Source organism: Pseudomonas sp. FBCC-B545, from assembly GCF_059134095.1.
On the sequence record NZ_CP101441.1, the window covers coordinates 4,790,089 to 4,804,307 of the forward strand.

The 14,219-nt window shown below is 60.2% G+C and carries 16 protein-coding genes; 8 read left to right on the forward strand and 8 right to left on the reverse strand.

All coding sequences use genetic code 11. The features are described 5' to 3' along the window. Positions 1 to 7: 7 nt before the first annotated feature. From NMB39_RS22210 to pdeM, 7 genes are read left to right on the forward strand one after another with little or no spacing between them, the layout of a single operon-like run. Complete coding sequence (locus tag NMB39_RS22210) at positions 8 to 787, forward strand: transporter substrate-binding domain-containing protein (RefSeq protein ID WP_046071312.1); 780 nt, start codon at positions 8 to 10, stop codon at positions 785 to 787. 57 nt (positions 788 to 844) lie between these two features. Next, positions 845 to 1,573 (forward strand): ABC transporter permease, encoded by a 729-nt coding sequence (locus NMB39_RS22215; RefSeq protein WP_057021932.1) that lies wholly within the window; start codon positions 845 to 847, stop codon positions 1,571 to 1,573. Next, the gene (locus NMB39_RS22220) at positions 1,570 to 2,280 is read left to right on the forward strand and encodes an ABC transporter permease (protein WP_057021931.1); all 711 of its coding nucleotides are present in this window, start codon (positions 1,570 to 1,572) and stop codon (positions 2,278 to 2,280) included. Before NMB39_RS22215 ends, NMB39_RS22220 begins: the two co-directional genes overlap by 4 nt. 9 nt (positions 2,281 to 2,289) lie before the next feature. Next, entirely contained in the window at positions 2,290 to 3,408 is a 1,119-nt protein-coding gene (locus NMB39_RS22225) for a succinylglutamate desuccinylase/aspartoacylase family protein (RefSeq protein WP_494340052.1), read from the forward strand. Between the two features lie 13 nt (positions 3,409 to 3,421). Continuing rightward, complete coding sequence (locus NMB39_RS22230) at positions 3,422 to 4,186, forward strand: ABC transporter ATP-binding protein (protein ID WP_046071308.1); 765 nt, start codon at positions 3,422 to 3,424, stop codon at positions 4,184 to 4,186. Between the two features lie 57 nt (positions 4,187 to 4,243). Further along, positions 4,244 to 6,724 carry a ligase-associated DNA damage response DEXH box helicase gene (locus tag NMB39_RS22235; RefSeq protein ID WP_494340051.1) on the forward strand — a complete coding sequence of 827 codons (2,481 nt, stop codon included), beginning with the start codon at positions 4,244 to 4,246 and terminating at the stop codon, positions 6,722 to 6,724. Next, entirely contained in the window at positions 6,724 to 7,374 is a 651-nt protein-coding gene (gene pdeM / locus NMB39_RS22240) for a ligase-associated DNA damage response endonuclease PdeM (RefSeq protein ID WP_057021928.1), read from the forward strand. Before NMB39_RS22235 ends, pdeM begins: the two co-directional genes overlap by 1 nt. A 23-nt stretch (positions 7,375 to 7,397) precedes the next feature. Here pdeM and NMB39_RS22245 read toward each other — a convergent pair whose 3' ends face one another. Next, a complete protein-coding gene (locus tag NMB39_RS22245) occupies positions 7,398 to 7,595 on the reverse strand; it encodes a hypothetical protein (protein ID WP_005785769.1) in 198 nt (65 codons plus the stop codon). Between the two features lie 108 nt (positions 7,596 to 7,703). Further along, entirely contained in the window at positions 7,704 to 8,270 is a 567-nt protein-coding gene (dcd, locus tag NMB39_RS22250) for a dCTP deaminase (protein ID WP_057022234.1), read from the reverse strand. Positions 8,271 to 8,657: 387 nt separating this feature from the next. Between dcd and NMB39_RS22255 the strand changes: the two genes are divergently transcribed. Continuing rightward, the gene (locus NMB39_RS22255) at positions 8,658 to 8,867 is read left to right on the forward strand and encodes a cold-shock protein (protein WP_002554837.1); all 210 of its coding nucleotides are present in this window, start codon (positions 8,658 to 8,660) and stop codon (positions 8,865 to 8,867) included. Positions 8,868 to 9,103: 236 nt separating this feature from the next. On the opposite strand, the gene rpoS is transcribed toward NMB39_RS22255, so the two are convergent. The 6 genes from rpoS to ispF all read right to left on the reverse strand — a co-directional run bounded on the left by rpoS (position 9,104) and on the right by ispF (position 14,208). After that, positions 9,104 to 10,114, reverse strand: a complete 1,011-nt coding sequence (gene rpoS, locus NMB39_RS22260; protein WP_057021927.1) for an RNA polymerase sigma factor RpoS — start codon at positions 10,112 to 10,114, stop codon at positions 9,104 to 9,106. Positions 10,115 to 10,219: 105 nt separating this feature from the next. Beyond that, positions 10,220 to 11,056 carry a peptidoglycan DD-metalloendopeptidase family protein gene (locus tag NMB39_RS22265; protein ID WP_057012041.1) on the reverse strand — a complete coding sequence of 279 codons (837 nt, stop codon included), beginning with the start codon at positions 11,054 to 11,056 and terminating at the stop codon, positions 10,220 to 10,222. A 209-nt stretch (positions 11,057 to 11,265) separates the two neighbouring features. Then, complete coding sequence (locus tag NMB39_RS22270) at positions 11,266 to 11,901, reverse strand: protein-L-isoaspartate(D-aspartate) O-methyltransferase (protein WP_010176736.1); 636 nt, start codon at positions 11,899 to 11,901, stop codon at positions 11,266 to 11,268. Positions 11,902 to 11,942: 41 nt separating this feature from the next. Beyond that, positions 11,943 to 12,692, reverse strand: coding sequence for a 5'/3'-nucleotidase SurE (surE, locus tag NMB39_RS22275; RefSeq protein ID WP_046071303.1), 750 nt, complete (start codon positions 12,690 to 12,692; stop codon positions 11,943 to 11,945). Beyond that, positions 12,680 to 13,738 carry a tRNA pseudouridine(13) synthase TruD gene (truD, locus tag NMB39_RS22280; protein WP_057021926.1) on the reverse strand — a complete coding sequence of 353 codons (1,059 nt, stop codon included), beginning with the start codon at positions 13,736 to 13,738 and terminating at the stop codon, positions 12,680 to 12,682. Before truD ends, surE begins: the two co-directional genes overlap by 13 nt. Then, positions 13,735 to 14,208 carry a 2-C-methyl-D-erythritol 2,4-cyclodiphosphate synthase gene (ispF, locus tag NMB39_RS22285; protein ID WP_057021925.1) on the reverse strand — a complete coding sequence of 158 codons (474 nt, stop codon included), beginning with the start codon at positions 14,206 to 14,208 and terminating at the stop codon, positions 13,735 to 13,737. Before ispF ends, truD begins: the two co-directional genes overlap by 4 nt. Positions 14,209 to 14,219: the final 11 nt, after the last annotated feature.

Here is a 14,219-nt window from a genome sequence, read left to right on the forward strand (position 1 = left end):
TTACCTAATGAAAAAAGCATTGCTGACCCTTTCTGCACTGGCTCTGTGCATGGCTGCTGGTGTTGCTAGCGCCAAGGAATACAAGGAATTGCGTTTTGGTGTCGACCCCTCCTACGCACCGTTCGAATCCAAAGCCGCCGACGGCAGCCTGGTGGGCTTCGATATCGACCTGGGCAATGCGATCTGTGCGGAGTTGAAGGTCAAGTGCAAGTGGGTCGAAAGCGACTTCGACGGCATGATTCCGGGTCTGAAAGCTAACAAGTTCGACGGCGTGATTTCCTCCATGACCGTGACGCCAGTGCGCGAGAAGGCGATCGACTTCTCCAATGAACTGTTCTCCGGCCCCACCTCGCTGGTGTTCAAGAAAGGCGCTGGGTATTCGACACCTGAATCCCTCAAGGGCAAATCCGTAGGCTATGAGCAAGGCACCATCCAGGAAGCCTACGCCAAGGCCGTGCTGGATAAAGCCGGTGTGACCACCAAGGCCTACGCCAACCAGGACCAGGTTTACGCCGACCTGACCTCCGGGCGCCTTGATGCTTCCGTGCAGGACATGCTGCAAGCTGAATTGGGTTTCCTCAAGTCGCCAGCAGGTGCCGGCTACGAAGTCAGCGCAGCCATTGACGACCCGCTGCTGCCATCGAAAACTGCCATCGGTATCAAAAAAGGTAACACTGAGCTGAAGGCCCTTTTGGATAAAGGTATCAAAGCGTTACACGATGATGGCACCTACGCCACCATCCAGAAAAAACACTTTGGCGATCTGAACCTGTACAGCGGCAAATAATGCCTGGGGCGCCCCTCCTCGGTAGGGGCGCTTTTCTATCGCCATAGGTCCTGATTTATGTTCGAAGATCTGTTGCAAACCCTCGGGCTGGGCGCGTTCAGCTTGAAGGGTTTCGGCCCGCTGTTGCTGCAAGGCACCTGGATGACCATCAAGTTATCGGTGCTGTCCCTGGCCGTGAGCGTCTTGCTGGGCCTGCTCGGCGCCAGCGCCAAACTATCCAGCCTGCCCTTCCTGCGCATTCCCGCCCAGCTCTACACTACGTTGATTCGTGGGGTGCCGGACCTGGTGCTGATGCTATTGATTTTCTACAGCCTGCAAACCTGGCTCAGCGGCTTTACCGACTTCATGGAATGGGAATACATCGAGATTGATCCGTTCAGCGCCGGGGTGATTACCCTGGGATTTATCTACGGCGCCTATTTTACCGAAACGTTCCGCGGCGCGATCCTCGCGGTGCCCCGCGGCCAGCTGGAAGCCGCCACTGCCTACGGGCTCAAGCGCGGTCAGCGGTTTCGCTACGTGACCTTCCCGCAGATGATGCGCTTTGCCCTGCCGGGCATCGGCAATAACTGGATGGTGATGCTCAAGGCCACCGCGCTGGTGTCGATCATCGGTCTGGCAGACTTGGTGAAAGCAGCCCAGGACGCGGGCAAGAGCACCTATCAACTGTTCTATTTCCTGGTACTCGCCGCCCTGATCTACTTGTTGATTACCAGCGCCTCCAATTTTGTCTTGCGCCGGCTTGAACGTCGCTACTCCGCAGGCGCCCGGGAGGCAGTGCGATGATCGAACTGTTGCAGGAATACTGGCGCCCCTTCCTTTACAGCGACGGCCAGCACATCACCGGCCTGGCCATGACGATGTGGTTGCTCAGCGCCGCCCTCGTCATCGGTTTCCTGGTGTCGATCCCGCTGTCCATCGCCCGCGTCTCGCGCAAGCGCCTGGTGCGTTGGCCGGTGCAGTTCTACACCTACCTGTTTCGCGGCACGCCGCTCTATATCCAGTTGTTGATCTGCTACACCGGCATCTACAGCATCGCGGCAGTGCGTGCTCAGCCGGTGCTGGATGCGTTCTTTCGCGATGCAATGAATTGCACCCTTCTGGCCTTCGCCCTCAACACCTGCGCCTACACCACGGAGATTTTCGCCGGGGCGATCCGCAGCATGGCCCACGGCGAAGTCGAGGCGGCCAAGGCCTACGGCCTCAGCGGCTGGAAGCTGTACGCCTACGTGATCATGCCTTCGGCACTGCGCCGCTCGTTGCCCTATTACAGCAATGAAGTGATCCTGATGCTGCACTCGACCACGGTGGCGTTTACCGCGACCATCCCGGACATTCTCAAGGTGGCACGGGACGCCAACTCCGCCACCTTCATGACCTTTCAATCGTTCGGCATCGCCGCGCTGATCTACCTCGCGGTGACCTTTGCCCTGGTCGGCCTGTTTCGCCTGGCGGAGCGCCGCTGGCTGGCCTTCCTCGGGCCGAGCCACTAAGGAACCTGCATGCGACATCAGCAACATGACCTGATCGCGCCGGTGCCGGGCACGGCGCGGCAATTGCACAGTTTTCACTTCGGCCCGGAACAGGCCGCGGGCAAGGTCTACATCCAGTCCTCCCTGCATGCCGATGAACTGCCGGGCATGCTGGTGGCCTGGCACCTCAAGGCGCGCCTGGCAGAGCTGGCGGCAGCCGGACGCTTGCGCAGCGAAATCGTGCTGGTGCCTGTCGCCAATCCCGTGGGCCTCGAACAAGTGTTGATGGACATCCCCTTGGGCCGCTACGAACTGGAAAGCGGGCAGAACTTCAATCGTTTGTTTGTCGACCTCAGCGAAGCGGTCGGCGACCAAATCGAAGAGCGCCTGGGCGATGATCCCCAACACAATATCCAATTGATCCGCACAGCCTTGTCCAACGCCCTGGCCGCGCAGACGCCCCAGACCCAGCTGCAATCCCAACGCCTGGTGCTGCAACGCCTGGCCTGTGATGCCGACTTGGTGCTGGACCTGCATTGCGACTTCGAAGCCGTAGCGCACCTGTACACCACGCCCCAGGGCTGGCCGCGAGTGGAACCCTTGGCGCGCTACCTCGGCTCGCAGGCCAGCTTGCTGGCCACCGACTCTGGCGGGCAATCCTTTGATGAGTGTTTCACCCTGGTGTGGTGGCAGTTGCAGCAACGCTTCGGCGAGCGCTTCCCGATCCCCATGGGCAGCTTGTCAGTGACTGTCGAGTTGCGCGGCCAAGGCGATGTCACTCATGGCCTCGCTGCGTCGGACTGCCAGGCCATCATCGATTACCTGATCCATTTCGGCGCCATCAGCGGCGACGTAGCGCCATTGCCCGCCCTGGCCTACCCGGCGACTCCATTGGCAGCTGTGGAACCAGTCACCTCCCCGGTGGGCGGCTTGCTGGTGTTCAGTGCCTTGCCGGGTGACTACCTGGAGGCCGGGCAACTGGTCGCCGACATCATCGACCCCATTACCGACCGTGTGACGCCCGTGCACTGTCAGCACGCGGGCCTGCTTTACGCCCGCTCACTACGCCGCATGGCCACTGCCGGAATGGTGATCGGCCATGTCGCCGGCACGCAGGCCTACCGCAGCGGCTATCTACTTTCGCCTTGAGGATGCACGCCCCATGTACAAACTGACCGTTGAAGGCCTGCATAAAAGCTATGGCGACAATGAAGTGCTCAAAGGCGTGTCGCTCAAGGCCAGGACCGGTGATGTGATCAGCCTGATCGGCGCCAGTGGCTCGGGCAAGAGTACCTTCCTGCGCTGTATCAACTTCCTGGAAACCCCCAACGATGGCGCCATGACCCTGGACGGCCAAACGATCCGCATGGTCAGCGATCGCCACGGTATGCGCGTGGCCGACGATGCCGAGCTGCAACGCCTGCGCACACGGTTGGCGATGGTATTCCAGCACTTCAACCTGTGGAGCCATATGAGCGTGCTGGAAAACATCACCATGGCCCCGCGCCGCGTGCTGGGGTGCAGCAAGAAAGACGCCGAAGACCGTGCCCGTCGCTACCTGGACAAGGTCGGGTTGCCGGCACGTGTAGCCGATCAGTACCCGGCGTTCCTGTCCGGTGGTCAGCAACAGCGGGTAGCCATCGCTCGCGCACTGGCCATGGAGCCGGAGGTGATGCTGTTCGATGAGCCCACCTCGGCCCTCGACCCGGAACTGGTGGGTGAAGTGTTGAAGGTGATCCAGGGCCTGGCCGAGGAAGGCCGCACCATGATTATGGTGACCCACGAGATGAGCTTTGCGCGCAAGGTCTCAAGCCAAGTGCTGTTCCTGCACAAGGGCCTGGTGGAAGAGCAAGGCACCCCCGAGGATGTGCTGGGCAATCCGAAAAGCGAGCGCCTGCAGCAGTTTCTAAGTGGCAATTTGAAGTAAACCTTTGTGACGCCTGGAGGGTCTCTGCAATAGAGCCTCCAGAGCGTCCGTTGCCGCATGGCAAAAAACCCCGATTTCGCCAAACAATGGTTTGCCGCCAAAGGTTGGAAACCGTTCGCCTTTCAGAAACACGTATGGGCAGCGGTCAAGGCTGGCCAGTCGGGGCTGCTGCATGCCAGCACCGGCGCAGGTAAAACCTATGCCTTGTGGTTTGCCGCCCTCAACCGTTTCGCCATCACCCGCCCGCCCGCAACGGGAAAGCGCAAGCCACCCGCTGAGCCGCTGACGGTGCTGTGGATCACGCCGATGCGCGCCTTGGCCGCCGACTCTGCACGCGCACTGCAGGCACCGCTGGACGCCCTGCAAATTCCCTGGAGCGTGGGCCTGCGTACCGGCGACACCAGCAGCAGCGAACGCGCGCGCCAGGCCCGCCGCCAACCCACGGCACTGGTCACCACCCCGGAAAGCCTGACGCTGATGCTCGCACGGGCCGACAGTGAAACGAGCCTGGCGCACCTGCGCATGGTGATCGTGGACGAATGGCACGAATTGATCGGCAATAAGCGCGGCGTGCAGTTGCAACTGGCCCTGGCACGCTTGCGGCACTGGCATCCTGAGCTGATGGTGTGGGGCATTTCGGCGACCTTGGGTAATCAGGCCCACGCGTTGGAAGTGCTGGTGCCACAGGGTGGCGGGGTCAATCTACAGGGGCAAACTGCCAAGGAATTGAGGGTCGACACCTTACTGCCGCCCGTCACCGAGCGTTTTCCCTGGGCCGGGCACATTGGCTTGAAGATGTTGCCGCAGGTGGTCGCCGAGGTGGAGGCCAGCAGCAGTTGCCTGGTGTTTACCAATACCCGGGCGCAATCGGAGATCTGGTATCAGGCGATACTCGACGCCCGCCCGGACTGGGCGGGATTGATTGCCCTGCACCACGGCTCGTTATCCCGGGAGACCCGGGACTGGGTGGAGCGCGCCTTGAAAGACGGCCAGCTCAAGGCGGTGGTGTGTACCTCAAGCCTGGACCTGGGGGTAGACTTCCTGCCAGTGGAGCGGGTATTGCAGATCGGCTCTGCCAAAGGTGTGGCGCGACTGATGCAACGCGCCGGGCGCTCCGGCCATGCGCCCGGGCGGCCATCACGGGTGACGCTGGTGCCGACCCACAGCCTGGAGCTGGTGGAAGCCGCCGCGGCCCAGGAGGCGATTGCCCAACGGCGTATCGAAGCGCGGGAATCGCCGCACAAGCCGCTGGATGTGCTTGTACAACACCTGGTCAGCATGGCCCTGGGCGGCGGATTTACCCCGGATGCATTGCTGGCGGAAGTGCGCGGCGCCTGGGCCTATCGTGATCTCAGCGAGGCCGACTGGACCTGGGCCTTGGGTTTTGTACGCCATGGCGGCCTGTCGCTGACGGCTTATCCGGATTACCGGCGCGTGGAGCCCGACGAACAGGGTATTTGGCGTGTCCCCGACGCACGCCTGGCGCGTCGCCATCGCATGAGCGTGGGGACCATCGTCAGCGATGCCAGTATCCAGCTGAAATTCTGGAGCAAAGGCGGCGGTGGCAAGCACCTGGGCAGTGTCGAAGAGGGCTTTATTGCCCGGCTCAAGCCTGGGGATGGCTTCTTGTTCGCCGGGCGCTTGCTGGAGTTGGTACGGGTGGAAAACATGACCGCCTATGTGCGCCGCAGTAACGCCAAAAAAGCCGCCGTGCCCCGCTGGAATGGCGGGCGCATGCCGCTTTCAAACGAGCTGGCCCAGGCGGTGATCGAGCGTTTTGACGCCGCGGCGCAGGGGCACTTCGAAGGCCCGGAGATGCAGGCGGTACAACCGTTGCTGCAAACCCAGCTGCGCTGGTCCGGCCTGCCCACACGCGAGAATTTGCTGGCTGAAAGGCTGCAATCGCGGGAGGGCTGGCATCTATTTCTCTATCCCTTCGCCGGGCGCCAGGTGCACTTGGGGCTGGCGAGCTTGCTGGCGTGGCGCGTCAGCCAACAGCAGCCGCTGACCTTTTCGATTGCCGTGAATGATTATGGCCTGGAGCTATTGAGCGCTACCGAGGTGCACTGGCCAAAGTTGCTGAATGCAGCGTTGCTGAGCCCCGAGCACTTGCTCAACGACGTGGCCGCCAGCCTCAATGCCGGCGAGCTGGCATTGCGCCGCTTTCGCGAGATTGCGCGGATCGCCGGGCTGGTATTTGCCGGTCATCCTGGCGCACCGAAGAGTACGCGGCAGGTGCAAGCGTCCAGCGGTCTGTTCTTTGAAGTGTTCAAGCAATATGACCCGCAGAACCTGCTGCTGGCCCAGGCCGGGGAAGAAGTGCTGCGCGATGAGTTGGATATTCGTCGGCTGGAGCAGACCTTAAGCCATTTATCGGCGCTGAAGCTGGATCTGCACCTGATCCAGCGGCCTACGCCCCTGGCCTTCCCGCTGCTGGTGGAACGCATGCGCGAGAGCATGAGTTCGGAAAAACTCTCGGAGCGCATTGCACGGATGGTCAAGGACCTGGAAAAAGTCGCAGACAAAGGAACAGGTTGATGCATCGTGCACTGACATTGGAAGGCCAAGAGCTGTGGTTATTGGCGGACAAGGCCGTGTACTGGCCCGACCGTCAGTGCCTGCTGGTTGCCGATGCGCATTTTGGCAAGGCATCGGCCTACCGCAGCCTCGGGCAACCTGTGCCCCAGGGCACCACCACGGCCAATCTGGAACGTCTGGACAAACTGTTAGCGGCCCTGCCTTGCACACAGTTGATCTTTCTCGGTGACTTCCTCCACGGACCTGGCTCCCACGCCAGCGGCACCCTCAGCGCGATCCGAGCCTGGCGTGAACGCAATCCGACCCTAATCATGACCCTGATTCGCGGCAATCACGATAAACGTGCGGGCGACCCGCCTATGGACTTGAGGATTGAGGTGGTGCCTGAGCCGCTGCTGATGGGCCCTTTCGCCCTGCAACATGAACCGACCGACCATCCCACTCATTATGTACTGGCGGGGCATGTGCACCCCGTGTACCACCTGCGCGGCAAAGGGCGCCAGCGTCTGCGCCTACCGTGCTTCCAGATCGGCCGACGGGTCAGCCTGCTGCCAGCGTTTGGCGCATTTACGGGCGGTTATGCCGTGGAGCAGGACGATGACCGCCAAATCTTTGTGATCGGCGATCAGGCGGTCTGGCCGATTCAGTGAAGTGCTGACCGGCCATCCGGGTATCAGGCGACAGGTGCCGGTGGTGGCTCGTCTGGCAGGGTCGGCTCACCGGGTTCGGTAGGCTGTGGATAATCGGGTTCGGGCTGGCCCGGAATGCCGCCTGCATGGGCGGGATTGGCCATCAGGGACCAGGCCAGAACGCCAATCTGGTTGGGTTCAAGCCGGGCAAGTTCTGCGCTGATTCGCGGATCGATCTTCATAAGGTACTCCTCAAGCGTGGCCCGGCGCGTTTTGCACGCGCCGAGGCAGTACACCTAGATAGAGTCACTTTGCGCAGACTAATTCCCTTTACCGGTAGGAGCTTTCGATCAAGCGCGCGGAAGCGTAACGCCACGCTGGCCCTGATACTTGCCGGCGCGGTCTTTGTAGGACACTTCGCAAGCTTCATCGGACTGCAGGAACAGCATCTGCGCCACACCTTCGTTGGCGTAGATTTTCGCCGGCAACGTCGTGGTGTTGGAGAACTCCAAGGTCACATGGCCTTCCCATTCCGGCTCAAGCGGCGTCACGTTGACGATAATGCCGCAGCGCGCGTAGGTGCTTTTACCCAGGCAAATGGTCAACACGTCACGGGGAATACGGAAGAACTCCACGGTGCGCGCCAGGGCGAAGGAGTTTGGCGGGATGATGCACACGTCGCTCTTGACGTCGACGAAGCTCTTTTCATCGAAGTTCTTCGGGTCGACGATGGCCGAATTGATGTTGGTGAACACCTTGAATTCATCGGCGCACCGCACGTCGTAGCCATAGCTGGAAACCCCGTACGAAATAACCCGCTCGTCGCCTTCGCCACGAATCTGGCGCTCGACGAACGGCTCGATCATGCCGTATTCCTGCGCCATGCGGCGAATCCACTTGTCCGATTTGATGCTCATGGCGGTGTCCTGAATAGCGAGGTAGAAAAAACTGTGGGCCATCTTACCGGGGCCGGCGTTGGGGTTCAAAGGCCGCAGGGGTTTTCTTGCTGAATGTACTGCCGTCTATATGCCGCAGCCAGCGGGGCCGGGACCCGGATCGCTGCCAAGGGTGACGGTAAATACCACCGCCAGTCACGAAAATAGAGAAACCTTCGGAAATACCATTGGCACGTTCCGGAAAAAGGGTTAAGGTGGCGCCACTGTGCTGCTTGTGTCACTGAGAATCTCTACACGATATGTTGAATTTCGATCCAACCATCTCCAAGAATTTTTCCTGCTCTTTGCACTCAGTCTCGGCCAGGGCTTTTCCTGAGTCGCAGTTAACTTTGTCCAAGGAGATACACCATGTCTAATCGCCAAACTGGTACCGTTAAGTGGTTCAACGATGAAAAAGGCTTCGGCTTCATCACTCCACAATCCGGTGACGACCTGTTCGTTCACTTCAAAGCTATCCAATCCGACGGCTTCAAAAGCCTGAAAGAAGGCCAACAGGTTTCTTTCATCGCTACCCGCGGTCAGAAAGGCATGCAAGCTGAAGAAGTTCAAGTTATCTAACTTGTACTGACTTAGTCGAAAAAACCCCGCCCTCAAAAGCGGGGTTTTTTTATGCCTGGGATTTGGCGTTAGCACCCATCCACTGCCAGGCACAAAAAAATGTGGGAGGGGGCTTGCTCCCGATTGCGGCAGCCCAGTCGATGCATCTGGCGACTGTTCCACTGCAATCGGGGGCAAGCCCCCTCCCACATTCAAGCGTTCAAGCGTTCAAGCGTTCAAGCGTTCAAGCAGGATCGTTATTGGAACAACGACTCACTCGACAAGCCATTCTTCTCGAGGATCTCACGCAAGCGCTTGAGGCCCTCCACCTGGATCTGCCGCACCCGCTCACGGGTCAGGCCAATCTCCAGGCCCACATCCTCCAGGGTGCTGCTCTCATGGCCGCGCAGGCCGAAGCGGCGAATCACCACCTCACGCTGCTTGTCCGTGAGCTCCGACAGCCACTGATCAATACTTTGGGAAAGATCATCGTCCTGCAACAGCTCGCAAGGATCTGTCGGACGATCATCTGTCAGGGTGTCCAGCAGGGTTTTATCCGAATCCGGCCCCAGCGAGACATCAACCGAAGACACGCGCTCATTGAGGCCCAGCATGCGCTTGACCTCCCCTACCGGTTTTTCCAGCAGATTGGCGATCTCTTCGGGTGAAGGTTCATGATCGAGTTTTTGCGTCAGCTCACGGGCTGCCCGCAGGTAGACGTTGAGCTCCTTGACCACGTGGATCGGCAACCGGATCGTGCGGGTCTGATTCATGATCGCCCGTTCGATGGTCTGGCGAATCCACCAGGTGGCATAGGTTGAAAAGCGGAAGCCCCGCTCAGGGTCGAACTTCTCCACCGCCCGGATCAAGCCCAGGTTGCCTTCCTCGATCAGGTCCAGCAGCGACAGCCCACGATTGACATAGCGGCGGGCGATTTTCACCACCAGACGCAGGTTGCTTTCAATCATGCGTTTACGCCCGGCCGGATCGCCCTTTTGCGACAGGCGCGCAAAATGGACTTCTTCTTCGGGGGTCAGCAGAGGGGAAAAACCGATTTCATTGAGGTACAGCTGGGTAGCATCAAGCGCCCGCGTGTAATCAATGTACTTGTGTTGCTTTAACGCAGTGGAGTTCCTGGATTTGGTGCGAACTGAAGGCGGTGCAGACCCTTCATCATTCGACATCGATTCCTTATCGGTGAAATTCTCCATTTCAAGGAGAACCTCATCGTCGATGTCAAACTCCGGCGCTTCTTTACTGAGAGCCATTGTTATAGTCCTTTGGTGAGTTCGACCTCAAGCTCAAGCGACGCCTTTATCCTTGGCAACGCTGGAGCCTGTTCCTTCTACGCTAGGAACAGGCTGTGCAACCTATCAACGACGGGGCAGGAATTGCAGCGGATCTACAGGTTTCCCTTGGCGGCGAATCTCAAAGTGCAGTTTCACCCGGTCTGTACCCGTTGAACCCATTTCGGCAATTGTCTGTCCGACCTTGACCTGCTGCCCCTCCCGAACCAACAGCCTGCGGTTATGACCGTAGGCACTGACGTAGGTATCACTGTGTTTGATGATGACCAGCTCGCCGTAGCCCCGCAAACCACTCCCGGCGTATACAACTGTCCCATCAGACGCAGCTAAAACAGGCTGTCCCAAATCCCCGGCGATATCAATGCCTTTATTCAAACTACCGTTTGAAGAGAATTTTCCAATCAACACGCCGTTTGAAGGCCACCCCCAACCCGTCGGCGCAGGCCCTGCAGGGGGCAACGGCGCGGGGGGCGACTTGCTCGCAACCGTAGGCGCAGCGCTGCCGGCCGGCCGGGTTATGACGGTGGTTTTGCTCGAAGACGATGGCGAGGAACCGGACTTTGTCACAACTGCCGTGGGTGCCGACCCGCTGCGACCATCGAAACGGATGGTTTGCCCTGGGTGTATGGTATAGGGCACAGGAATGTTGTTACGGGCGGCCAGTGCCTTGTAGTCCCAGCCGTAGCGGAAGGCAATCGAAAACAGGGTGTCACCTTTGCGCACCACGTATTGGCCGGTGGTCACCGTCGGTCTTTGCGGTGCGGCGTTGGTGCGGTCAACGACACGCGCACCGCCGGATGGCGTGCTCGAACAAGCCGCCAATAAGGAACTCAAGACAAGGCCAAGCACCAGTCGCTGAAAGCTTGTTTTACTCATTCGCTGCGCAGGACCTGTGAGACTCACCCGCCGCTCCCTTTGTGGTGGCTGAACATTAACGCCTGTATCAGGCTTGAAATATGACGCAAGTATAACTGGGCATTGGCCTTCTACTGGCACATGACTGAAACGAAAAATTCATCATGTTTAATACCGATCGCCAAGCATGTTGATTCAATAGACCCCGCCGTAAGACACATACCCGCCAACAGAATTCACTGTTTGCGAATAAATGATCAGGCCAGCGGACCATTGAGCAACGGCACGAAGCGCACCGCACCCAGCACATGCCGGGAAAAACCTTCTTCTTCACGGATGATAAGCATCAACTGTTGCACTTCGCCGGAGCCCACTGGGATGACCAGCCGCCCGCCGGGTGCCAATTGATCCAGCAAGGCTTGCGGCACATCTGTAGCCACTGCAGTGACGATGATACCGTTGTACGGCGCCAATGCCGGCCAGCCTTCCCAACCGTCGCCCCACCGGAACACCACGTTGCGCAGGTTCAGCTCGACCAGACGTTCCTTGGCCCGGTCCTGCAGCACCTTGATGCGCTCCACCGAAAACACCCGCTCCACCAGTTGCGACAGCACGGCCGTCTGGTAGCCGGAGCCGGTACCGATCTCCAACACCTTATCCAGCGGCCCCGCCGCCAGCAGCAGCTCGCTCATGCGCGCAACCATGTAGGGCTGGGAAATGGTCTGGTTGTGGCCGATGGGCAACGCCGTATCTTCATAGGCGCGGTGCGCCAAGGCCTCATCGACAAACAGATGCCGCGGCGTACGCCGGATGACTTCCAGCACCTGGGCGTTGGACAGGCCTTCTTCATAAAGACGCTGGATCAATCGCTCCCGGGTGCGCTGGGAAGTCATGCCGATGCCACGGCGCAGCAGGTCGTCTTGTTCACGAGCCATCAACGCAGTCCCTCCAGCCAGCCATCGAGACCACTGAAGGCATCACTAAAGGTGCGATCAAACTGCAACGGGGTAATGGATACATAACCTTGCATCACCGCATGAAAGTCCGTCCCCTCACCCCCATCCTCGGCATCCCCGGCCGCGGCGATCCAATAGCCTTCCTTACCCCGCGGATCGACCACCTTCAAGGGCGCCTTCGCACGGGCGCGATGGCCCAGGCGCGTCAACTGGATACCGCGGATATGGTCGAGGGGCAAGTTGGGGATATTGACGTTGAGCACGGTACGCGGCGGCAGGTCCAGGGAACCATGGGCCTCCACCAGCTTGCGTGCGAAATAGGCCGCCGTCGGCAGGTTATCCAACTGCCGCGAGGCAAAGGAAAAAGCGAACGCGGTGCGCCCGAGAAAGCGCCCCTCAAGGGCCGCCGCCACGGTGCCGGAATACAGCACGTCATCGCCCAGGTTGGCGCCCAGGTTGATGCCCGAGACCACCAGGTCCGGCTGATGCTCCAGCAAGCTGTTGATCGCCAGGTGCACGCAGTCGGTGGGAGTACCGTTCACGCTGATAAAGCCATTGGCCAGGACCTGCGGGTGCAGCGGACGGTGGAGCGTCAGCGAACTGCTGGCGCCGCTCTTGTCCTGGTCGGGGGCAACCACCACGCACTCGGCATAATCTTGCAGCGCAGCATAGAGCGCGGCAAGACCGGGTGCGGTGGCACCGTCATCGTTTGATATCAGAATACGCATGGGCTGTCCGTCTGCCCCACCGGCACCAGATCAACAAGCTCGCGCACCAAGACAGTGGCGAAGCATCCGGCCGGCAGGACGAATTCCAATTGCAGAATGTCAGGCCCGGGATAATGCCACGTCAACCCGCCAATGGGCAGTCGCAGAATGCGACGTTCCTGGCTCATGCCCGCATTCACCAGCCAATCACGCAGGTCGGCTTCGCTGGCGGCGACAGATTGTTCCAGTTCATGTGTAAGACCTGTCGCTGGCGAATCACCTTCGCCCCATTGCGGACCAGTTGGATGCAGGTCCAGGATCGCCAGGCGCGGGTCGCTGCATTCAGCCTCCCCGGCCGGAAAAAAACTGCGACTGTCGGTAAACGCCAGCAGGTCACCCACCTGGGCGCGCTGCCAGGAGCCGTCGGCGACACGCGCCGCCAAGACTTTGTTGAACAAGTAGCTACGGGCAGTGGACAGCAGCCGCGAGCGCACATTGCGTTGCTCCGGCAGGGCCTTGCGCGCTGCCCATTCGCGGGCATCCACCACATTGCCGCCGTTGTGGCCGAAACGCTGGGCACCGAAATAATTGGGTATGCCGTGCTGGGCAATCAACTGCAAACGTGCGTCGATGGCGGCGGTGTCGCCGGCCAGTTGGGTCAGGCGCAAGGTAAAGCCATTGGCCGAATGCGCGCCACGCTGCAACTTGCGCTTATGTCGGGTGGTTTTGAGGATCTTGAGGGTGTCGTTTTCCGCGCCGCTCAGGTCCGGGTCGGCCCTGCCGGGCAACTGTACGCTGAACCACTGGCGGGTCAGGGCCTGACGATCCTTGAGACCGGCATAGCTGACGGTGCGCAACGGCACGCCGGCAGCCTTGGCGATACGCCGTGCGGCCTCTTCGGTATTCAAGCCGCGTTTTTCCACCCACAGCCACAGGTGCTCGCCCTCGCCGGTCAGCGGGATGTCCAGCACCTCATCCACCTGGAAGTCTTCAGCCGTCGCCTTCAGTACCGCGCTGCCCAAGGCCTCGCCGTAGGCCCGTGGGCCCAGCAGTTGCAGGTCGTTCATGCGCGCAGCAACAAGGCGACGGAGTGCACCGCGATGCCCTCTTCGCGACCGGCAAACCCGAGCTTTTCGGTAGTGGTGGCTTTCACGTTGACTTGATCCAATTCAATTTGCAGGTCCGCGGCAATCAGTGCGCGCATCGCCTCGATATGCGGGGCCATTTTCGGTGCCTGGGCCACGATGGTGTTATCCACATTGCCGACCTTCCAGCCCTTGGCGTGGATCAAGCCGACCACATGGCGCAGCAATACTCGGCTGTCCGCGCCCTTGAAGCTGGGGTCGGTGTCCGGAAAGTGCTTGCCGATATCGCCCAACGCCGCCGCGCCGAGCAAGGCATCGCTCAAGGCATGCAAGACAACGTCGCCGTCGGAATGGGCCAGCAACCCATGATGGTGAGCAATGCGCACGCCGCCCAAGGTGATGAAATCGCCTTCAGCGAAACGGTGCACATCGTAGCCGTGGCCAATACGCATAAAAAAACGCC